Below are 22,348 nucleotides of genomic sequence, written 5' to 3' on the forward strand. Positions count from 1 at the left end.
AGCTATGAGTAATAGAGTGGAATATTGTGAACTGGCACCTGACCTGAAGATATCGAGAGTGCTGACGGGGTTATGGCAGGTGGCTGACATGGAAAGAGACGGCAAAACACTGGATCTTGAAGCTGCTGCCAAGTCGATGAAAGCATACGGCGATGCCGGACTGGTCACATTTGATATGGCGGATCACTATGGCTCAGCCGAAATAATTGCGGGAATTTACAAAAAGAAATATGCCGACTACAGGCCGGTGAACTTGCTGACAAAGTGGGTGCCCAGTCCTGGTCAGGTGACAAAAAAAGACGTGAGAGAGGCTGTGGCCACTGCGCTTGTGCGCATGAATATGGAGCAGCTTGACCTGATGCAGTTTCATGCCTGGAACTACGCTGACCCGATCTGGCTCGATTGTCTTTATTGGCTGGAAGAGCTGAGAGAAGAAGGACTGCTAAAGCAAATTGGCCTAACCAACTTCGATGCTGCCCATTTGAATATGGTGCTGGAAAGTGGGATCAAAGTGGTATCGAACCAGGTGTCTTATTCTTTGCTTGATCAAAGGGCAAAAGGAGACATGGCTGTGGTGTGTGAAAAGCACGGAGTGAAAATTCTGGCATTTGGCACATTGGCCGGCGGCTTCCTGACCGAGAAATGGCTGGGTAAACCTGAGCCGAAGCAGGAGGCAAGTTTGACCTGGTCACAAATGAAATACAAGCGCTTTGTGGATGTGGCTGGTGGTTGGAAGAAACTGCAGGATTTGCTGCAGGTGCTTTCAAGGCTTTCCGAAAAATACCATGTGTCGATGGCCAATGTGGCGACCCGCTACATGCTGGAGCAGCCTGCCGTGGGGGGAGTGATAGTGGGTGCCAGACTGGGAGAAAGTGAGCACGTGATGGACAACCTCAGGTTGTTTGACTTCCGGTTGGATGCTGACAGCAAGAAAGCTATTGAAAATGTGATCGTAGGGCTTAGCCCTATTCCAGGAGATTGTGGTGATGAATACAGGAAACCACCTTTTTTGACAGCGTCGGGCGATCTCAGTCACCATGTTGAGGCGATCCCGGTGCCCTATCCAACAACTGAAGGCAGTGATGGAAGAATAAAAGCATTGAGCGGCACGGAGTGGGAAGATCTGGCAGGGTTTAGCCGTGCTGTGAAAAAAGGAAACAGAATCTTGATTTCAGGCACGACTGCTACTCATGGGGCCAAGGCTATAGGTGGAAATGACCCTGCAGCGCAAGCCACCTTCGCATTGGATAAAATGGAAGGTGCTTTGCAGTCGCTGGGAGCAACCATGGAAGAGGTAGTGAGAACCAGAATCTTTGTTAGAAATATTGATGACTGGGAAGCTGTGGCTAGAGTTCACGGCAAACGCTTCAAAGACATTCAGCCAGCCAATACATTGGTTCAAGCTAACCTTGTTGGCAGGGAGTATCTGGTGGAGATAGAAGCTGAGGCGATGGTGGAGTAAGGGCGCCGGATTATGGTCGAGTAGCGGAGTGTCGTGCCCACAGCGCTAGCTGGTGGCACGACCGTGTGGAGAGCGGCGGCAGATTAACTGACCGGTGTCTAAGTTCTTCGCTGAAGGCACCACAGTCGTCATTTGGGGCACAGTGGTGCCCACAACTTGTTGGTGGCACCACATAGCATTAATCAAAACTGATCATATGGAACCGGATAGGCTCTTCCATATTTACAACAGAGGCAACAATTCCCAAACAATATTTTTTCGAAGGGAAGATTACACCACGTTCCTGGTAAAGATTCGAAAGCATTTGAACCCCCACCTCGATATTCTGGCCTATTGTCTGATGCCTAATCATTTTCACCTCATGGTTCACTCCAAAGAGGCCATGGATATGTCACGGTATAAGCAGGATTTGAGAATGATGCTTAGTTCGTACACCAGGAAAATAAATTTTAGGACAAAGAGAACGGGTTCGCTTTTTCAGCAAAACAGCAAGTCCAAGCCTCTTGAGGCAAAGGACTATGCTTTTATCTGCTTTCACTACATTCATCAGAACCCTCTGAGAGCTCAGCTTGTAACCGAAATAGAAGACTGGGAGTTTGGATCATACCGAGACTATGCTGGTTTCAGAAATGGGACATTGTGTAATAAGGAAATGGCGTATCAGCTACTCGATATTCCTAAAAGCAGAGAAGATTTCATCGAGCAGTCGAAAATGGTGATCGATCCCTCAAAAGCGAAAAACTTCTTTTTATGACTATCACCTTCAAGCTTTTGACAGCCTTGGCGCTATTCCATTAAGTCGTGCCACCAACAAGTTGTGGGCACGACGGCTGTGATTCGGTGTTATGTGGTGGCCACAACGTAGCTGGTGGAGACAAATCTAAATCAGTACACTAATCCACATCTTTCATTCTGAGCGTCTACAATCGTGTTGTATTCTTCCATACTGATGAATTGCGGTTCATATGTGCCATTAATGCCTTCAAGTTGCTGGACAAAATTTCTCAGGTGATTTCTTGAGCCACACTGCAAACTGGAGTACACCTGAAGGAGGTCAGCTTTTGTAGTGTTGCTAATGTTGCCATCAAGATCATTAATGTCCAAATCTTCAATACCAGCACCAACTTTTAAGGCTTCGAGTAATGAAACGGATGATTGTGAGGCCAGGCTGTCGTATAAGTTTTGAAGAACTTGATTTTGAAACTCCCCTTGTTGCTTGCCTTCTGTCGGGTCGGAGAGATTGTACTTTGCGATCAGGGTGTAAACACTGTTCATGTGTGTCTGTTCGCTATTTGAGATATTGTCAAAGATTATCTGCCCATATATATCATAAGAGAACAAATACACATCCCTCGCTAGCTTCTCTTCCTCTCTCAGGAATAGTATGTCCGCTTTTTCTTGCTCGGTAAGTGGCGCAACGATTACTTCATCTGCGCCGTCATTTGAGTTTTGGCACGATGCCATTGCGGTAAGTATCGCCACCAATATCATTAGCTTTTTCATAAGTATGTGATTTTGAGTTTCCTTTCTCAAATATCACAAGGAAGGGAAAGCTTTGCAGTGACTGTGGTCACAGAGGAGGTGATAGCTGAATTGGACGATTCGTAAGTCGTGCCACCAACAAGTTGTGGGCACGACGGCTGTGATTCGGAGTGAGGCGGTGTTTACAACAATAGCTGGTGGCACCACATTGATGATGCCAGCGCACTGTTCTAATACAATATCACCGTCATCTTCTTCGGTCCGTGGGCTCCTATCACCAGCGACTGCTCGATGTCTGCCGTTTTAGAAGGGCCGGCGATAAAGACGCCGAAGCCGGGGATTTCTTCAATCTTTTTGTAGGCTTGGTGCATGTTGCCTACCAGCGTTTTGCGCTCGACAACCACAATTAGGTGCACCACAATAAAAGGTAAGGCTCGTATGCCAGCGAGGCTTTCCGGTACCCAAATGGCTCCGTTTTCTGCCGTGCCGAATGCTCCGGCAATGATGCCAGCTTCTACGTACCGCAAGTCTGAAGGCTTTTTGAGTGTTGTCAGGTCTATTCCTGAGGAATATAGGTCTGGCAGCGTGGTAACCACCTGTTGGTAGGCCCTGGTTTGCTCGGCAATGACTACCTCAACTTCCTTTTCATTTTTGCAGGAAATAACAGTGACGTGATTGGCTTCCAGTGAAGTGGTAAAAGTAGCCTCAAGGTCTTTGCTCACCTCAAATGCTGGTATTTCTGGTAGCGGCTTTGGTTCAAGCCCAAGCTTCCTGATGTTGCCCAGTATTTTTTCTCTGCTGCTCATGACTTTCTGTTTTTGGCATACCACTCTTTGAAGCTGTCCCTGGGAGGGTCAGGCAAATCTCGCTGCTTGCCCCACGCATTGAGGGGGTTGTTGATCAGAGACTTTGGCAGCAGTGCCAGCGATTTTCTAGCCAGCTTTCCCATCATATTGTAGAGCGATGGCGAGGAGAGCACTTTGGCAGCGAATGTCATCGAAATTCTTTTCCCAGCTCCGTCCAGCTTTTCATCGGCCACTACCTGCCTCCACTCGTAAAGCTGCTCGTGGATATTGATCTTCACAGGACACACGTCGCTACAAGATCCGCACAGTGTGGAGGCAAAGGGTAGAGATTGGTGTTTCTTCAAATCCACTCCTGGCGATAAGATGGAACCGATAGGGCCTGGCACTGTGGCGTCGTAGCTATAGCCACCACTGCGGCGGTAAATCGGGCAGGTGTTCATGCAGGCACCGCAGCGGATGCACTTCAGGCTGTTGCGGAACTTCTCCCTGCTGAGCTGTTCCGTGCGGCCATTGTCTACCAAAATAATATGCATCTCCTGGCCTGGTCGTGGCTGGTGGAAGTGGCTGGTGTAGTTGGTAATGGGCTGGCCTGTGGCACTGCGAGCCAATAGGCGGGTGTAAACACCGAGATGCTCCAGTTTGGGAATCAGCTTTTCGATGCCCATACAGGCAATGTGAACGGGAGCCAAGTGAACGCCCATATCAGCATTTCCCTCGTTGGTGCAAACGACGAAACCGCCTGTTTCTGCAATACCAAAATTGACGCCGGTGAGAGCAATGTCTGCCTCGATGAATTTGTTGCGGAGGTGTTGCCTGGCGGCTTCGGTCAGGTATTGGGGATCGTTGTTGCCTTTTTCCGTCTGTAGGTGCTCATGGAATATTTCTGAAATGTCTTCTTTTTTCAGGTGGATGGCAGGCATCACAATATGGCTGGGAGGCTGCCGCACAAACTGGATGATTCGCTCTCCCAAATCGGTGTCGACCACTTCAAACCCATGCTCTTCCAGGTGCTCGTTGAGGTGACACTCTTCAGTGAGTATCGATTTGCTTTTTACCAGTTTTTGGGCGTTGTGCTTCTGAAGAATCGAGGTCACAATCTCGTTGTGCTCTTTAGCATCAGCAGCCCAGTGTACATTGATGCCATTGGCGGTGGCGTTTTTCTCGAACTCTTCCAGGTAGCCTGCAAGATTAGAAAGTACGCTGTCCTTGATGCCTGATGCCAGCTCCCGCAGCTGCTCCCATTCCGGGATCTGCTTGCTTGAAACGTCACGTTTGCTCCGCACCCACCAAAGTGTTTCGTTGTGCCAATCGACTTTTTTATTGTCTTTGAGGAAAGTTTCGGTGTTGGTGCTATGGCTCATGCTGATACTCCGTTTAATATCTCCGCTACGTGCATCACCTTCACCTTCATGTTGTTTCTACCGATAATACCTTCCAGATGCATCAGGCACGACATATCGTTGCCCACGATGAACTCAGCTTCATGATCTGTATGGTCTTTGATTCTGTCCTTACCCATTTTTACCGATAGCGCTTCTTCCCCAACGGCAAATGTGCCACCGAAGCCGCAACACTCTCCTGGCATGTGAAGGTCAACCAACTGAAGCCCTTCCACTTTTTGAAGGAGGCTGGCAGTCTTATTAAATGGCGGAATATTTAGCTCCGGAGCCGCTGCAATTCTTAAGCCTCTCAGCCCATGGCATGAGGCATGAAGTCCCACTTTGTAAGGAAAGGCAGTTTCAATTTTATCAACTTTCAGAATGTCGTGAAGGAATTCTACCAACTCGTAAACATTGTTTCTAATCGACCCAGCTTCAGCTTCCCTGCCAGCGGAATGCAGGTGGTCTTTTACGTGGAGGGTGCAGCTGCCGGAGGGGCAAACGACGTAATCATATCCGGCGAAATTATCGATGAAGAGCTCGTCAATCCTTTCATTTTTTGACTCATAGCCTGAGTTCGCCATTGGCTGACCGCAGCAGGTTTGGTTCTTTGGGTAATCCACCTTGCAGCCCAGCTTTTCCAGTAGCTCCAAAGTGGCAATGCCAACCTGAGGGTAGAATTGGTCGACGTAACAGGGAATGAAAAGCGCAATTTTCATGGACTAACTCGAGGGAGAATGCTTTTTAACGTTGTAGTTCTTGCTAAGAAATTCTTTGGTGATCGTTCGGTAATTTACCAATAAAGCAGCGCCGAGAGCAGTGCCCAGTGCAAAAGATGTGGAATAAATTTTATAAGCCGACAGTTTGTTGGCCAGCATTTTCACAAACACTTCATTGGAACTAAAGCCACCATCAATAAATATTCTTTTGATATCGGTGTCCCCAATGGCCAGCTTGAGAGAGGCAATCTGCAAATCCGTTAGTTCATCGATAAGATGAAAATAGGCGTCTTCATAGCTCCCGAAAATAGAAAAATCCTGGTTCGGGTTGTTTGCAAAGCCTAATCGCTCCGGGTGCAGCACCCTGTGATCGAACAAAAGTGCCTTGTTTGATTTTCTCTTTGACTTGAAATCTTTTTTCCAGGCAACAGACTTGTAAGTTTGATAGTCGATGCCAAAAAACTCACTCAAGAGTTTTGCTTGATTGCTAAGATGCTTTCCCAGAAATAATCGGGAAGCCTTGACTGAAATGCCCTTTGCGCTGAAAAAATTCAAGCAATCAGCGCTTAGCTCAGCGGCCGTCAGCACCTTGTCGTTGAAGATGTTCATGCAAATGCTCCAGGTGCCCGTTGAAATAAGCACGAAAGGATCATCATTGGCCTGAATGTAGGGCACGAGGGCAGAAGAGCTGTCGTGCACGCCTATGCCCACATGGATTGGCTTGCTATTAATGTCGATGTGGGTAGTTTTTGTAGATTCCTCGATGGGAGTGAGAAACTGCACCAGGCCTTCTTTCTCCAGCCAGTCGGCATATTTGTTTTGCCCAAAATCCCAAAGTCCTGTGTGACAGCCTAAGCTGGTGAAGTCTGTGGTGGCTTCCCCCGTAAACAGGAAGCTCAGGTACTGGGGGAAATGAAGGCTCTTACGGAGCTTTTTGAACGCTTCCGGCTTGGCATATTTCAGGTAGTAGAGCTGTAAGCCAGAATTAAGCATGCCCATGGATGGGCTGGCAGTAGACACTGAAAATCTTTCCTCCGGGCCATATTTGCTGAAGAAGTCTTTTAACAAGTCCTCAGGAAATGGCTTCAGGTAATTGATGAAGGGAGTAACCAGCTCTCCTTGTTCATCGAGGTGTACCATGGAAGCGCCATAAGTCGAGAAGTTGATTGCCTTGACATCGTAAGCTGGGTCTTGAAGGACTTTGTTGGCACTCTCCTTCACCCATTTAACAAGGGATGTGAGATCTTCCGACAAAAAGCCATCATCATCGGGGATCTCGTCAAATCTGATATATTCATGGGAGATTTCGGAGAGGTCTTCGTCAAATAAGAAGAGCTTTTTGTTGGTCTTCCCAATATCGAATATAAGGGTGACTGGTTTTCCCATATCAGAGGCCGGTTGCTACTGTTTTCAATCCACGTTTTGCGATAAGCTGCTTTCGTATTTGATTTTCTCTGAACGAATGCAATGGATCGTAAGCGCCCCCCATGCGCATGCGGGACTCTGCCACCAGGGCTCTTAAGTCCGTGCGGAAGGCGTTTTGAAGTACTTCCTGGGCTGCCGATACGTCGTTGGCAGTCTGAGCTTTTTTCAACGCACCTCTGTCAACAATGAGTGCCTGTGCGTAGGCAATCTTAATCGCTTCGATAGCCTGGATCAAATCCTCAATGGGATCCTTCAGGTTGTGACTCGCATCAATCATCCAGGAGAGTTCGGGGTTCTTTGTGTTTTGCATACCGTCTACCAGTTCGTTGAAGATAAGAAAGAATTGGTAAGGTTTAATGCTGGCAACAGTTAAATCGTCGTCGCCGTATTTAGAGTCGTTGAAGTGAAAGCCCCCCAGCTTCTTCTGCATCATCAGAATGGCCACTATTTGCTCAATATTGGTATTGGGCAGGTGGTGGCCGAGATCCACCAAACTCAATGCTTTTTCTCCAAGGCTGCTCGCCAGTAAATGCGAGGTGCCCCAGTCAGGAATGACCATTGAATAAAAATAGGGCTCGTAAGGTTTATACTCAACGAGCACTTTCCAGTCGGCGGGCAGATGGTCATAAATTTGTTGCAGGGAATCCTGCGTGCGTTGCAGTGCTTCTCTGAAATTCAACTGGCCGGGAAAGGACGAGCCATCGGCCAGCCAAACCGTTAGCGCCTTTGAACCCAGCGCAACGCCGTGATCAATCACTTCTTTGTTGTGGGCGATGGCTTCGTCTCTCACATTTTTATCGACATGGCAAAGCGATCCGAACTTGTACGACACTTTAGCGTCCGGCTGATCCTGAAAGGTATTTGAGTTGACGGCGTCAAATAGCAGCCCGTGAGAAGAAGCGAGTTGCTTGATGGCTGTCGCATCTTTCGGGATGTCCCAGGGGATATGGAGGCTGATGGCGTTACTGGAAGCATTGAGCAGGTGCAGCAGGCCCACGTCTTCTATCTTTTCTTCCAGAGAACGAGGTTCACCTCCTTCAGGGAAGCGGGCAAAACGAGTGCCGCCAGTGCCAAGGGCCCAGCTAGGGATGGCAATTTGGAAGGTGTCGAGTTTTTTTAGCACCGATTCCACGTCGATGCCCTGGTCGGTGAGGGTGTCGGCTAATGGAGTGAAGCGCTTTTGATGGTGGGCTTTTTGTTGGGAGTTATTTTCGAGGATGGAGTTCTTTGTGATCATGGTGTTTTGTAGCGTACGTGTTTGAGGTTTAACTCAAGAATTGTCTTCAAGCCAGACAGGCTCTTACTTTTTCTTGACAAAAAGTAAGCAAAAGTCAAAGAAAATTTAACGCTCTGGGCCTTTACGCTCACCAGCTCACCAAATTTTCTACCCACCCTCCAGGGCGGATAGGCTGTCTGGGCTAGATTTAGCAGAAAGGCAATCCTCCAGGGGTTAGAACCCCTGGAGCGATTGAAACTTTTTTATCTGACGAAAGCAGCAGCCACGCCGCCGTCGACGTTCAATATATTGCCGGTGCTTTTGCTAAGCAAGCCGCCGGTAAAAGCAAAGACTGCATTGGCAATGTCCATTGTGCCGATGATTTCGTTGAGCAAAGTGCGTTTGGCATAGAAAGCAGGCAGTTCTTCAACCGTGATGCCATAAGCTTTTGCACGGCCTTCAGCCCATTTGCCTTCCCATATTTTGCTACCTTCAATGACGGCATCAGGATTCACGGTATTGACTCTGATTTTCTCAGGTCCAAGTTCTGCGGCCAGCAGCCTGGTCATGTGGGCCTGGGCTGCTTTGGCTGAGCCATACACCACATTGTTTGGCCCGGAAACCAGTGCGTTTTTGCTAACGATATTCACCAGATCGCCGCCGAGCCCCTGTGCACGCAGAATATCGACACCAGCTTGCGACACCAAAAACTGTCCCTTGGTAAGCACGTCCATTAGCAGGTCATAGTCCTGCTCAGAAGTGTCGGTGATCGATTTGCTGATAGCCAGCCCTGCTGAGTTCACAATTACATCGACGCCTCCAAACTCCAGACAAGCTTTTTTGAATGCCGCTTTGATGCTTTCAGGATTGGTGACGTCCATTTTTGCGTAGGTCGACACGTCTCTTTTGTAAGTCTTATTGGCTGCGGCCGCCCTGTCTTCGTCGATATCCGTGATAACTACACAGGCACCTTCGGCTGCCAGCTTGTCGGCAATTGCCTTTCCAATGCCACCGGCGCTTCCTGTGATCAGCGCTACTTTGCGGGACATGGGTTGCTCCTTCGGCATGCGCTGCAGCTTGGCTTCTTCCAATAACCAGTATTCAATATCAAAAGCTTCCTGCAGAGGCAGGGCCACGTACTCAGAAATTGCTTCTGCTCCACGCATCACGTTAATGGCATTGATGTAGAATTCCGATGCCACCCTTGTTGTTTGCTTGTTTTTGGCAAAAGAGAACATGCCCACGCCAGGCCAGATAATAACGACCGGATTTGGATCACGCATGGCCGGGCTATTGCTGCGCTTGTGTTCGTTGTAATATTTCGCATACATCTCTCTGTATGCCAGGAAATAAGGCTCAAGCTGTTTTTTGATGGCAGTTTTGTCACTAAGGTCTGCGTCTTTCGGCAAGTCAAGTACCAACGGTCTGATTTTGGTTCTCAGGAAGTGATCCGGGCAGCTAGTGCCAAGTGGCGCAAGCCGTTCAAGATCCTTGCTGTTGGCAAATTGCAGCACCTTTTCATCATCGGTAAAGTGGCCGACCATTCTGTCGTAGCTTGAAGCAAGTCCCCTCAAAACCGGAGCCAGCTGTGCTGCCTGGTCTTTTCTTTTTTCAGGAGAAAGAGATTCCAGTATTTGGCCACCAAAAACCGGCCTTTTCTTCCCATAATTCTGCTCCAGGTACTCGCTCGCCATGTCGATCACCTCAAGGCTATTGATGTAGCAATCATAGGCTGTGTCGCCCCAGGTGAACAGCCCGTGGCCGCCCAGCATGATGCCTCTGATGCCAGGATTGTCAGCCAGCGACTGCTTCAACTGAAGCCCCAGGTCAAAGCCAGGGCGCTGCCATGGCACCCAGGAAATCTGGCTTTTGAAAAGTTCTTTTGTTATTTTTTCCCCGTCCTTGGAAGCAGCAATGGCTATGGCCGCATCAGGGTGGAGGTGGTCAATGTGTTTGAAGGGCAGGAAGCCATGCAAGGGTGTGTCGATTGACGGAGCCTTGGAGTCGAGGTCGTAGATACAATGGTTGAAAAGTGCTACCATTTCGTCTTCGAACTCTAGCCCACGGTACACATTTTCCAGTGACCTGAGCTTGTCGTTGTACAGCCCGGCCAATCCACTGCGGGTAAGCGTGCCTATGTCACCTCCTGAGCCTTTAATCCACATTACTTCCACTTCCTTGCCGGTAAGTGGGTCTTTCTCCATGGTTTTGCAGCTGGTATTGCCACCGCCGTAGTTGGTGATGCGCAGATCGGCACCGAGAATGTTGGAGCGATAGAGGAGGAGAGCGACTTCATCGCCTTTTAGCTGGGCCGCTTTTGCGTCGTCCCATAGGTAGTTGACGTGTTTGAATGTTTTTGCGGGTGCACTCATGGTATTATTGAATTAAAAGTTTTGTTGTCATTGTTAAGTTAAGAACGGACTGTTGCCAAGAGAATGCTTCGACAGGCCCAGCGTGACATCCGTTTCGGGCATTATACTTCAAAAATCAACATCTGTAGCTGCATCACTGTCATGCACTATACTGCATGCGCTGTTTTTTTGTGTTTAATATATTTGTAACATTGATTGTTGGTGAATAAACCCTAATAGTGCGTTGGAAGAGCTGTTGCTGGATATTAAAGAGAAGTCGAGTGTGCCTAAGTACAAGCAGATTGTAGGCAGTGTCATTTCAAGTATTGAAGCTGGCAAAATCAAGTATGGGCAGAAGCTGCCATCCATCAATCAGGTGAGCTACGATTACCTTCTTGCCCGGGATACAGTGGAGAAGGCATACAATGAGCTGAAAGAGCTTGGCGTAATAGCAGCGGTGAAGGGCAAGGGGTATTACATTAGCAACTCGGCGCCTAAATCGCAACTCAAGGTGCTCATGCTCTTCAATAAGTTGAGTACTTATAAGAAGGAGATATACAATTCCATTGCCCAGGAGTTGGGAGAAAAAGCCCACATCGATTTTTTTGTTTACCACTGCGATTTTGAGCTTTTTGAGAAGATACTTACCGAGCACCTTACTGGCTATAGCTATTTTGTACTAATGCCCCACTTTGCCGAGGTAGATGTGAAAAAGCTGAATGTTTTGTTGGCGAAAATACCCAGGGAGAAAATAATTATTCTGGATAACCGCATAGAAGGAGTAAATCACTTTAGTGGCTGCGTTTATCAGGACTTCAAAATGGATATTTATAACGCCCTGTCGGAAGCCAAAGAAAAGCTGAGCCGCTACAAAAAGCTTATCCTTGTGTTTCCCGAAAACGAAACGTATCCCTACACCAAAGACATTGTCACAGGTTTCAGAAGATTTTGTGGGTTCAGCAACGTGCCCCATGAGATTATCAGCGAAATAGGTTCTGAACACGTGATTGAAAGGAATACGGCTTATGTGGTCATTGAAGAAAGTGATCTTGTGAACCTTATCAAGCTTCAGCGGGCCAATGGAATGGAGCTGGCCAAAGATGTTGGTATTATTTCGTACAATGACACCCCGCTCAAGGAAGTGCTTAGCGACGGCATTTCGGTGATTACCACTGATTTTCGCAAAATGGGCCAGCTGGCAGCAAAGGCGATGCTGGAGAACAAGCCCATTGAGGTGAAAAACGACTTTCGGTTTATTGAGAGGAAGTCGGTTTAACCTATTAACCCCACTTTCTTAACCCCAGCAACTTCTCCCCCAGCTCAGTAAGTTCCGCCGTTTCATAGTGCCTTTCCTCCCATTTTCTTGGATCTCCGGGGAAAGCATAGCCTTCTGGTGTTTTTCGTTTTTGCCATGATTCGATGCGCCATTGTCTGAGCTTTTCATCGTGTTCCCTCGCTGGCATCATAGAGAGGTACTGTGCTATGCGCACCTTGTTGCCGCTCGTGTTGGGACGGATGCCATGAGGGAGCAGGCTGCTGAAAATAAGTAGATCGCCTGGCTCAAGCTTCACTTTTGCGACCTCAAACCCTGATATATCGGGTTTGAAAGGATCACGGTCTTTGGGTTGAGTGAGCTTCCAGGTCTCGTAAGTACGGAAAAGCTCCGGCACGCACTGAAAGCCGCCAATGTTTTCGTCGGTTTGGTCACTAAGAGCCAGCACACCCTGCACATTCTGAGGCTTGGTTTCGGGGTCGTAGTCCCAGTGCATAAATCCTTTGAAGTCGTGACCCGGCCGCAAAGGCAGGTTAAGGTTGGCTCGGTCGATAGTGACCCAAAGCTTTTCTGTTCCCCAAATGTCTACAAAAGCATCGTACACTTTGGGAGTTTGCCGGTTGTCCCACAGGTACTGATGATTAAAGATTTCTACCATGCCGCTGTGTTGCAGTTCTTTCATTTCCATCAGCGCCCGTGGAGGTGCATACCATGTGTCCGGGTTGGCGGGATCTTTTTCTTCAAACTCCCAAATCAGCTGCGCCAGCCTCTCAGTTTGCGGTTTTGGCACAGCCTGCTTGATCACAATGTAGCCGTTACTTATCCAAAATGTCCAATCCGCCTCACTCAACACCCTGAGGGGGTGTCCATTGGATCGGTCGTTGAGATGGAAGGTCTGATCAATCGCCGTCGATTGATTTTGCTCGCCTTTGCTGGGATCGAACGGTTGGTAGAATTTGGAAGTAGCCGCTTTCATCAGTCAAAAGTTACCTAAAACGCCTGTCATTGATGGTGCCACGGCTTAATTTTTTAGCTCTCCTACTACTTGCCGCTCGCAAATTCGTAGCTGCCGGGCTGTAGCTCATACACTACTTTGCCGTTATCAAACCTCACGAATGCAATACCTTTCGATTTAGCGACAGGCTTGCCTCCTTCAGAGATGTCTTTGATAGAAGATGCTGGCAGGTAAAGTGTGGCGGAAGTATTGGGAGGCACAGTGGTTGCGTATGTTAGCCTGTTGCCTTCCACTTTCCAGCTGCTTTCTATTCTTCCATACATCGAGTCATAATATCCTTTCGCCCAGGTCATTTGCCCGGTGGGGTCAGGAGTGGGTTGCAAAACGAAATGCTTGAAAGCCGGGCTATCGGGGTCTCTTTGGATGCCAAGAGAATAGTTGTACATCCACGCACCCACAGCTCCGAAAGAATAATGGTTGAAGGAATTCATGCTGTTGTTGCCGCCGAAGCCATCCTCAACCGTATAGGAGTTGAGTCGTTCCCAGATAGTAGTGGCACCGTTGACGACAGAGTAGAGCCAGGAGGGGTAGCTGGTTTGCTGCAATAGCTTGTAAGCCAGGTCACTTCTCCCGTTTTCTGAAAGTGCTTCGGTGATTGAGGCGGTACCAATGAATCCAGTCATGAGAGAATAAGCTGGCCTGGTAGCTCCACCGTCGTCGGTGTTTTGGCGCTCGACCGTTGCTGCCAGGTGCTGGATGGCGTGCGGTACGTTTTCTGCATTGAAAGCGCCCAGTGCTAAAGGAATAGCATAACTCGCCTGTGTGTCCATGAGCTGCCCTTCGTCCGACGTATCGTCGTCAGGGGTTTGCCCTGGAGGGCCAAACCTTGGTGCCCTGAACCCCGACTTAACTGTTTTGTGCGTGGCTTTGTCGACATATTTGGTATTGAAGAAGGCCTTGCGTTCCTCACGTTGTGCCAGAAAGGTTTTGGCTTCATCGGCGTGACCTAAGATGTTGGCTGTTTTCGCCAGAATTTCCAGGTCGTATATTTGGTAAGCTGTCCAAAACAGTGTGTTGTCGTTTTTGTTGTTTTCCGGACTCAGCCAGTCGCCCAATGGGCCTTCGTTAAGAATGCCTGTCCTGGAATCCACCTTTGATACCAGAAAAGCTGCGTATCTTTTCATAGCACCGTAGTGCTCTCTCAGCAGTTCCACATCGCCGTACTGTTGGTAGGTTTCCCAGGCTACAATAATGCCTGCACTTCCCCAGAGCGTACCGCCAAAGCCACCCCCAACAGGCGCTACGTCGGTAAAGCGGCCATCCTCTCTTTGAATATCTCGCATGGCCAGCAAATGCCTGCGAAGGAAGAGGTCATTGTCTGCCAGGTAGGTGGAGGCGCCTGAAAACACATTGATGTCTCCACTCCAGCCCATTCTTTCATTCCGGGCCGGTGTATCCGTTGGGATCGACAGGAAATTGCCCCGCATCGACCAGGTAATATTTTCCCAGAGCTTGTTCACCAGGTCGTTGGAGGTTTGGTAACTGGAGGCAAGCTCCTGAATGGAACTCACCACCATGCCCTTCACGCTTTCCAGCGGAAGTGCTTTTTCGATGCCTGTGATCTCGAGGAATCGGTAGCCGTGGAACGTGAACCTTGGCTGGATGGTTTCCTCGCCTCCTTTCAATATCCAGGTATCCTGTGTTAGTGCTGCCCGAATATTTTCCAACATGATCATGCCCACGTTGTTACCGTATTCGTCAAGTGACGGATATTTTACTTCCGCATACCTCATGGTGATTTTGTTTCCGGTTCTGCCATTCAATGAAATATTGGGAAAGCCTACCATGTTTTGACCCATATCGTATACAAAGACACCTGGCCTGACTTCTTCTACACTTTTAGCAGTTAGCGTCTTAACGATTGATGGATTGGCTCCCATTTGCCCGACTAGTTGAAGGTGGTCATAGTCAAACGTGGTTGGCCCGCCTCTGCCCGGGAAGGTGCCCAAGTATGCTGTGCCTTTTAGAGGTACTTCTACTGCTGGTTTCCAATTAGCGTCATTGTAGTCTGCGGTCGCCCATCCATTCACTTTTTCCTCTAATGTGGCATCGTATACTTCGCCTTGAAAAAAGCTCCCGACTCTAATAGGGCCCTGTGTGAAAAGCTTCCAGGCGTCAGGCTTTGTAGTGATCACCTGCTCGCTTCCGTCGGCATAGGTAACCACTAGCTTAGCAAGCAGCGACTGCCTGTCTCCAAAGTAGTTCCAGCTTTCACCACTGTAGGTAATGTTACCACTCCACCAACCCTCGCCCAGCCAGGCACCTACCGCATTTGCCTTCCCCGCCACCATCTTATCTGTGACGTCGTAGGTTTGGTACATATGGGTCTTGTTGTACTGCGTAAGACCAGGGTTGAAGTAGTCGTTGCTGATTCTCTTGCCGTTGATATACATTTCGTAAATGCCTCTTGCTGTCACATAAAGTCTTGCTTTAGCGATGGCCTTGTCCTCTGTCGAAAATTTGGTTCGGAGCATTGGTGTGGCGTTTCGGCTGGGGTTTGCTATTACCGTGGTTCCATCTACAACATAAGCGCCGTTAGCAATGCCAAAGCCTGTTTTTGTACCGTTAAGGAAGTTTGAAAACACGCCTTTGTAGCTTGAGATGGAAGCAAGATTTTCTTTGAAAACGGCATTGGAGGGAAAGCGGAAGTTTTTTATCTCAACGGAGGAAAAAGAAGCTTTTTGCTCCCTGTCGGCGGAGAATCCAATATCAGCGACCATGGGAAAGCTGATGAAGTTATTGCCCAGGCCTACTGGATTAAGGTTCAAGCCTCTCGGAGCAAATGGACTTGGGTTGGGGTCATCACTTTTGGTGATCAGATGCTCTGCGTCGTTGCCATCGATAAAAATCTCAAACACACCAAAGTTGCAGTCGGCATAAAATGTATGTGGGGCGTACTTATTGGTGTTGTTAACAAGCGTAAGGGGGAGTTGATAGCTTTTAAATGGGACGCCCACCTCATCTTCTGGCGCATAGCCGACCCTGTAAATATTAAAGCGGGCCAAACCCGCCGGAGTGCCATCTACTTTTGAAATGTCAAGTTCGAATTTGATGTAGCTTTCATTCTCACCGTTCTGCACGCCCAGGATGTTCATGTCTTTGTCCATGAGTCGGCTGTCGTTGGCGCCGAAGATGAAGCCAGCCCTGGTTGAGCCCGAGGCTTTGTCCATCTGAAGTTGATAGCTTAGTTTAAAGACCGACAAGTGGTGTGAGTAGAAGACCAGGTCGTCATCGCCGCCACCAATCCAGGTGGCTCCGCTCCAGGCTGATAGATTCGGGTCGGGATTCATCAGACCTGTTTCGAACCACGAAGATGCAGAGGCATTTGTTTTTTGGTTGCCCCATAAGGTTACCGTCCAGTTATATTTGGTGGTGGGCTGGAGGCTGGCACCGCCGTATGTAATGCCTAGCGCTTTATCACTTTCGATCTTGCCAGAGTTCCATACCTCATTTCCTTTTTCCGAAGCCACTACGATTTGATAGGCCGTTTGCATGAGCCCACGTGAATCATCCGAGCTCTGCATTTGCCAGCTAAAGCGTGGCTTTTCTACGTCAATTCCGAGAGGGGTTGTGGCATACTCTGTTTTAAGGTTAGCAACTTTGAAGGAAACCTGCGATAATAATGCATGAGTTGTCAGGAGTAGGAGAGAGAAAAGCACTCCTTTGATGTAGCGGTTTTTCATGTAAGTAGGTGTTGGCAAGTAATATACAACTTTTGGGTTTTTCCAGATCGATTAAAGTGTCAAATTAACATAATGAAATAGCCGCCGTGTCCTGCACTGTGCTGTTTATGAATGATCACATAAATCACTAAATTGAATGTGGTTATACTATTTATACACTACCTACAATGAACTACTCAATATTGAAGGGCCACATTAAGGGGCTGGCGACGCCTTTTTGCCAATCATTTGCGTTTGTGATCGTTGCGCTTATAGCGCTTGAAGGCTGCCAAACAAAAACTACGGAGCACAAAGACACAACCGTTTCCACTACTGATTCCACTATCCTAAAAGTGGTGCAGGACAATCAAGCCAATACCATTTCCATATTCAGAGAAGGAGAAAGCGAGCCTCTTGTCACGCAAAATGTAAGACCCGATTTCCGTCCTTACTTGCATCCCATTGTAGCCCCCGATGGCAAGGGGCAGCTAACTGAATACAGTCCTGGTCACCACAAGCACCAAACGGGCCTCTACTGGGGCTTCACGAGGGTAAATGGCCGGGACTACTTCCATCATCCCGAAGGTGACTATTGGCGGAAAGTGTCGGCAGAAGTGACTGAAGCAGAAGGCAAGGTGGTGAAATGGCAAACAGTCTATGACCTGCTTGATGAGCAGGGCAATCCCGTGCTGACAGAAACTCAAAACTGGTCGATGAGGGAGACGGGAGGCAAGTTCTTGCTTGACCTCGAATGGAACGGACTTGGCAAAACCGATGTGACCATTGGTGAGTATGACTACGGCGGACTGTTCCTGCGCATGCCATGGGTGGAAGGTATCAAAGGAGAAGTGGTGAATGCTGCCCGTCAGAAAAATGAAAAGGCCGAAGGACAGCGTGCCATGTGGGTAGACGCTGGTATGCAGGTGGAAGGACGAGATGATCTTGCACACATTGCCATTCTGGATCATAAAGAGAACAAAGGCTTTCCACAGACGTGGAGAGTTGATGGGCAGTTGGGTATTGGCCCGGCCCGTGCCCGCATGGGTGACTGGACTATTGCCAAAGGCGAAACTGAAACCATCAAACATGAGATTGTGGTCTACACAGGCGAGCTGAATGACGTTGAGATGACCGAAACCTGGCAAGACTATGTGGGCGACCACAACATGTACTCCACGGCAGTGCTTTGGGGCATCGCCCAGGAAGAGGGGAGAAACGCCAAATTTCTGAAGCCAGAAGAGGCAGTGGAGGCTATGACAATCAAAGATGGCTATGATGTAAATGTATGGGCGGCCGAGCCGATGATGTCGCAGCCGATGGCTTTTTGCTGGGATGACAAGGGAAGGCTGTGGATTGCAGAAAACAAAGACTATGAGTCGAGGGGGTATGGCTTCTCAAAGGCGGGGAACAGCCGGATACTTATCCTGGAAGACACCGACCACGATGGTGTCGCTGATAGCCGCAAAGTGTTTCTTGAGGGTATTGCTTTTCCTTCGGCGATAGCCGTTGGTTTCGATGGCGTGTTTGTTGGCGCACCACCTAACCTGCTTTTTGTGCCTGACAAAAACCATGATGATAAAGCCGAAATGGATGACATCGAAGTTCGGCTGACAGGCTGGGGCATCCGTGACAGACACGAAACACTGAATAGCTTTCACTGGGGGCCTGATGGCTGGCTTTACGGTTTGCAGGGGTTTGCCACACCTTCCAAAGTGAAACTGGCGAAAGGAAAAGGCCGGATATATGGTCACAATGATCCTTTTCCTGAAGACATATTTGAAGGAGAAGGCACCGATATCAACGGAGGCGTTTGGCGCTACCATCCTACGAAGGACAAATTCGAGGTAGTATCACATGGGTTCAGCAATCCCTGGGGCATCGACTTTGACGCAAAAGGGCAGCTGTTTATCAGCGCTTGCGTTATACCACACCTCTGGCATGTAATTCCCGGAGGTATTTATCATCGCCAGGGCGGGCAGCACTTCAATCCTTACGTGTATAATGACATAAAAACGATTGCCGACCACCGGCATCGTTCTGCCCATGGCGGCTTGAGAATCTACCAGTCTGACGCTTTTCCTGCGGAGCAGCAAGGCCGTCTGTTCATGGCTAATATTCATGAGCATGCCGTGTTGTCGGATGTGCTTGAGCCCAAAGGCTCTGGCTTTATTGGTCACCATGGTGAAGAGTTTTTGATGGCTAACAATGCGCAGTGGGTAGGTTTCAGCATGGAGCTGGGGCCGGAAGGAGCGCTGTACGTGCTCGACTGGCACGACGCAGATATTTGCGGCAAGGAGGTGCTCAATGAGGAAACAGGCCGCATTTTCAGGGTCGCACCGAAAAAATCCCTGGCGGAAGATTGGGAAGGACGATACAGTGACCTGAGCAAATTGACAGATGCTCAGCTTGTGGCTCTCCAAACAAATAAAAGCTCATGGCATGCCAGAAGGGCGAGACTCATTCTTCAGGGAAGAGCAGTAAAAGCACCCCTTGCAAAGGAGGTGCATGACCAGCTCAGAAAGATTTTTACGAGCAGCCCGAACCCTGATTTCCGCCTGAATGCCATGTGGGCTTTGCACGTCACTGGTGGTTTCAGTGAAAAGCAGTTGATGGAAAGCCTAAGCGACAAAGATGAGTATGTGCGTGCCTGGGCAGTGCAATTGCTCAGCGAGGAGAAGGCCTCTGGCGAAGCAGTTGATAAATTTACCGTTATGGCTGAAGGTGATAAATCGGCTGTTGTGAGGCTTTACCTTGCCTCAGCGCTTCAGCGTATTCAGCCGGAACAAAAGTGGGCGATTGCCGAAGCTTTGATGAGTCACGCTGAAGACGTCGAAGACCATAACCTGCCAAAAATGATCTGGTTTGGCACGGAGCCCCTCGTGGCTGAAAATCCTGACAGAGCGCTCCAGCTTGCAGCAAAAAGTAAAATCTCAATGCTGGCTGAGTACATTGCCAGAAGGGCGGTAGATGCGGACGCCACAGAGAAACTTATCGCAGCCATTGGGAAGAAGCCCGAAACAACGCTGAGTATGCTGGAAGGTATGCGCAACGGATTGGAGGGACGCACCGATTTGAGTGCACCAGCCAACTGGCAGAAAGTGTATGATAACTTGCAGAGCTCCCGGGATGTGAAGGTGAAGCAATTGGCATTGGAGGTGGCGCAGTTCTATGGAGACACCGAGGCAGCCAAACAATACCTGGCCACGCTGAAAAACAAAAATACACCTATTGATCAGCGATTGAAAGCGTTGAATTCTCTCGCCGATCAGCAGCGGGAGGAGCTTGTTCGGGAAATCCCGACTTTATTGAATGAGGAGGCTTTGCGGATCGATGTGATCAGGGCCGTGGCTGCCTTTGACGACAACTCATTGGGCCAGCTGCTCATCGATAAGTACTCAAGCTTCAACGGGCAGGAAAAACTGGAAGCTGTGCAAACGCTGGCCTCCAGACCTGAATATGGCTGGATGCTCACACAGGGCTTGAAAAGTGAAATAATCCCCAAACCTGATGTGCCAGCCTATGTGGCTCGCCAGCTGAGGCGTGTTGTCGGTAGTGGGTTTGTCGAAGTGTGGGGCCCCATCGATGAATTAGGCTCCGACATTGCCGCCGATTACAAGAAATACACGAGCTTATTGACTGACAAAGCCTTAAGAGGAGGCGATGTTGTCAATGGTAAAATGATTTTTCAGCGTACTTGTGGTGCCTGCCACAAAATGTATGGAGAAGGCGGCAGCATTGGGCCCGAGCTGACTGGTTCCAATCGGGCTAACCTTGACTATCTGCTGAGCAATGTCCTCGACCCCAGCGGCGAAATTCAGGATGACTACAAAATGGTGGTTATCACCACCAGGGACGGGCGCACCTACTCAGGCAATGTGAATGCGGAAAATGAACGGCAGCTTACGATCCGGGTTGTTGGGCAAGACGCCGTGGTGATCAATAAGTCGGACATTCAATCCAGGGAGGAGTCGGCCAATTCGATGATGCCGCCGGGGCTATTCAAGACGCTAACTGATAAGGAAATCATTAACCTGGTTGGCTATCTTATGGCATCGGGACCGGTGAGCCAACCAACAGAATAATTAAGTTATTTATGAGAAGAACAGTTTTAAAGAGTCCATTAGGATTACCCGCATTGGTATTGGTTTTGGTGGCTCTTACAGGATGTGGGCAGGAAGCTTCGCAAGAGGATAAGCCGGCAAAGCCTAACATCGTTTTCATTATGGCCGACGACCTTGGCTATGGTGACTTGGGTGTGTATGGACAGCAACAAATAGCCACACCAAATATTGACAAGATGGCGGCGGAAGGCATGCTGTTTACACAGTTTTATGCTGGAAGCACCGTTTGTGCACCTTCCAGAAGCGCTTTGTTGACAGGGCTTCACACAGGACATACCCGGGTCAGAGGCAATGCCAGGGTGCCGCTTGGAGCGAGTGATACTACTTTTGCTGAGCTGATTCAGCGGGCTGGCTACGTCACAGGACTGATCGGTAAGTGGGGTCTCGGGGAACCAGGATCGACCGGTGTGCCGAATAAAAAGGGCTTTGATTATTTCTACGGCTATTTAAACCAACTGAGGGCACACAACTATTATCCTGACTATGTGTGGGAGAATGAAACCGTAGACTCTTTGGATAATGTGATGGACTATATCCCCGAAACCTATGCCAAAGGTGTGGGCGGGATCGCTGCCGAGAAAAACACCTATATTCAGGATAGATTTCTGGAGAAGACACTTCAGTTTCTACAAAGCAACAAGGACTCCACCTTTATGCTTTACCTGCCGCTCACACTACCTCATGCCAACAACGAGGCGGGTTATTTCGGTCAGTCAGGGATGGAAATTCCCGATTTCGGAGCTTATAGTGACAAAGATTGGCCTGACCATCAAAAGGGGCACGCTGCCATGATTTCCCGGCTTGACAAAGATGTGGGAACCATACTGGATAAGCTCAGGGAACTTGGACTTTCGGATAACACACTGGTTATTTTTACCAGCGATAACGGGCCTCACGATGAAGGCGGGACTGATCATACATTTTTTGATAGTAACGGCCCTTTGCGTGGCTTAAAAAGAGATTTGTTTGAAGGAGGAATAAGGGTGCCCATGATTGCATCCTGGCCGGGCAAAATAGAAAAGGGAAGCAAAAGTGACTATATAGGTGCCTTTTGGGATGTATTACCCACCTTTGTAGAAGCAGCCGAAATAGATTCTGAGAACACGACTGATGGAATATCTTTTCTGCCATCGCTACTTGGTCAGCAACAAAAAGAGCATAGCTACCTTTACTGGGAATTTTACGAAGGGGGTGGCAAGCAGGCGGTTCGCATGGACAAATGGAAATGTATCGTTTTAAACATCAACAAGCCTGAGCAGCGAGAAGTACTTCTATTCGATTTGAGTGACGACCTCGGTGAGGAACAAAACGTCGCAGACCAGTTTCCCGAAGTGGTTGCTAAAGCATTGAAACTCATGGAAACAGCACATAAGTATGACCCAGACTTTCACTTCGACTTTGAGAGCTCAGGCGATAACTAGAAAAAGCTTTTCGGAT

General features: G+C 48.8%; 14 protein-coding genes. 5 read left to right on the forward strand and 9 right to left on the reverse strand.

Annotated features, from left to right (window positions below):
* Positions 1 to 4 precede the first annotated feature (4 nt).
* Positions 5 to 1,462 carry an aldo/keto reductase gene (locus RIF36_RS03340; RefSeq protein WP_350124804.1) on the forward strand — a complete coding sequence of 486 codons (1,458 nt, stop codon included), beginning with the start codon at positions 5 to 7 and terminating at the stop codon, positions 1,460 to 1,462.
* A gap of 196 nt (positions 1,463 to 1,658) precedes the next feature.
* Positions 1,659 to 2,216, forward strand: a complete 558-nt coding sequence (locus RIF36_RS03345; RefSeq protein WP_350124807.1) for a transposase — start codon at positions 1,659 to 1,661, stop codon at positions 2,214 to 2,216.
* A gap of 131 nt (positions 2,217 to 2,347) precedes the next feature.
* Here the strand turns inward: RIF36_RS03345 and RIF36_RS03350 are convergent, their stop codons facing one another.
* The 7 genes from RIF36_RS03350 to RIF36_RS03380 form a co-directional block, all read right to left on the reverse strand.
* Positions 2,348 to 2,965 (reverse strand): DUF2202 domain-containing protein, encoded by a 618-nt coding sequence (locus RIF36_RS03350; RefSeq protein ID WP_350124810.1) that lies wholly within the window; start codon positions 2,963 to 2,965, stop codon positions 2,348 to 2,350.
* A gap of 209 nt (positions 2,966 to 3,174) precedes the next feature.
* Positions 3,175 to 3,750 carry a LutC/YkgG family protein gene (locus RIF36_RS03355; protein ID WP_350086185.1) on the reverse strand — a complete coding sequence of 192 codons (576 nt, stop codon included), beginning with the start codon at positions 3,748 to 3,750 and terminating at the stop codon, positions 3,175 to 3,177.
* Entirely contained in the window at positions 3,747 to 5,111 is a 1,365-nt protein-coding gene (locus RIF36_RS03360; protein WP_350124813.1) for a lactate utilization protein B, read from the reverse strand. The genes RIF36_RS03355 and RIF36_RS03360 overlap by 4 nt, the downstream gene beginning before the upstream one ends.
* Positions 5,108 to 5,848 (reverse strand): (Fe-S)-binding protein, encoded by a 741-nt coding sequence (locus RIF36_RS03365; RefSeq protein WP_350124816.1) that lies wholly within the window; start codon positions 5,846 to 5,848, stop codon positions 5,108 to 5,110. Before RIF36_RS03365 ends, RIF36_RS03360 begins: the two co-directional genes overlap by 4 nt.
* Positions 5,849 to 5,851: 3 nt before the next feature.
* A complete protein-coding gene (locus RIF36_RS03370; protein WP_350124820.1) occupies positions 5,852 to 7,234 on the reverse strand; it encodes an FGGY-family carbohydrate kinase in 1,383 nt (460 codons plus the stop codon).
* Position 7,235: 1 nt separating this feature from the next.
* Complete coding sequence (locus tag RIF36_RS03375; protein ID WP_350124823.1) at positions 7,236 to 8,510, reverse strand: sugar isomerase; 1,275 nt, start codon at positions 8,508 to 8,510, stop codon at positions 7,236 to 7,238.
* Positions 8,511 to 8,752: 242 nt separating this feature from the next.
* Complete coding sequence (locus tag RIF36_RS03380; RefSeq protein WP_350124826.1) at positions 8,753 to 10,861, reverse strand: bifunctional aldolase/short-chain dehydrogenase; 2,109 nt, start codon at positions 10,859 to 10,861, stop codon at positions 8,753 to 8,755.
* 223 nt (positions 10,862 to 11,084) lie between these two features.
* On the opposite strand from RIF36_RS03380, the gene RIF36_RS03385 reads away from it, so the two are divergent.
* On the forward strand, positions 11,085 to 12,116 hold the full coding sequence (locus RIF36_RS03385; protein WP_350124829.1) for a GntR family transcriptional regulator: 1,032 nt from the start codon (positions 11,085 to 11,087) through the stop codon (positions 12,114 to 12,116).
* A gap of 4 nt (positions 12,117 to 12,120) precedes the next feature.
* Here the strand turns inward: RIF36_RS03385 and RIF36_RS03390 are convergent, their stop codons facing one another.
* Entirely contained in the window at positions 12,121 to 13,089 is a 969-nt protein-coding gene (locus RIF36_RS03390) for a phytanoyl-CoA dioxygenase family protein (protein WP_350124832.1), read from the reverse strand.
* A 65-nt stretch (positions 13,090 to 13,154) separates the two neighbouring features.
* Positions 13,155 to 16,811, reverse strand: coding sequence for a family 78 glycoside hydrolase catalytic domain (locus tag RIF36_RS03395; RefSeq protein WP_350124835.1), 3,657 nt, complete (start codon positions 16,809 to 16,811; stop codon positions 13,155 to 13,157).
* A 167-nt stretch (positions 16,812 to 16,978) separates the two neighbouring features.
* Here RIF36_RS03395 and RIF36_RS03400 point away from each other — a divergent pair, with 167 nt between their 5' ends.
* Entirely contained in the window at positions 16,979 to 20,872 is a 3,894-nt protein-coding gene (locus tag RIF36_RS03400) for a PVC-type heme-binding CxxCH protein (RefSeq protein ID WP_350124838.1), read from the forward strand.
* A gap of 11 nt (positions 20,873 to 20,883) precedes the next feature.
* Positions 20,884 to 22,332 (forward strand): arylsulfatase, encoded by a 1,449-nt coding sequence (locus tag RIF36_RS03405; protein ID WP_350124841.1) that lies wholly within the window; start codon positions 20,884 to 20,886, stop codon positions 22,330 to 22,332.
* Positions 22,333 to 22,348: the final 16 nt, after the last annotated feature.

The sequence above is a fragment of the Imperialibacter sp. genome, from assembly GCF_040222815.1.
Classification (GTDB): Bacteria; Bacteroidota; Bacteroidia; order Cytophagales; family Cyclobacteriaceae; genus Imperialibacter.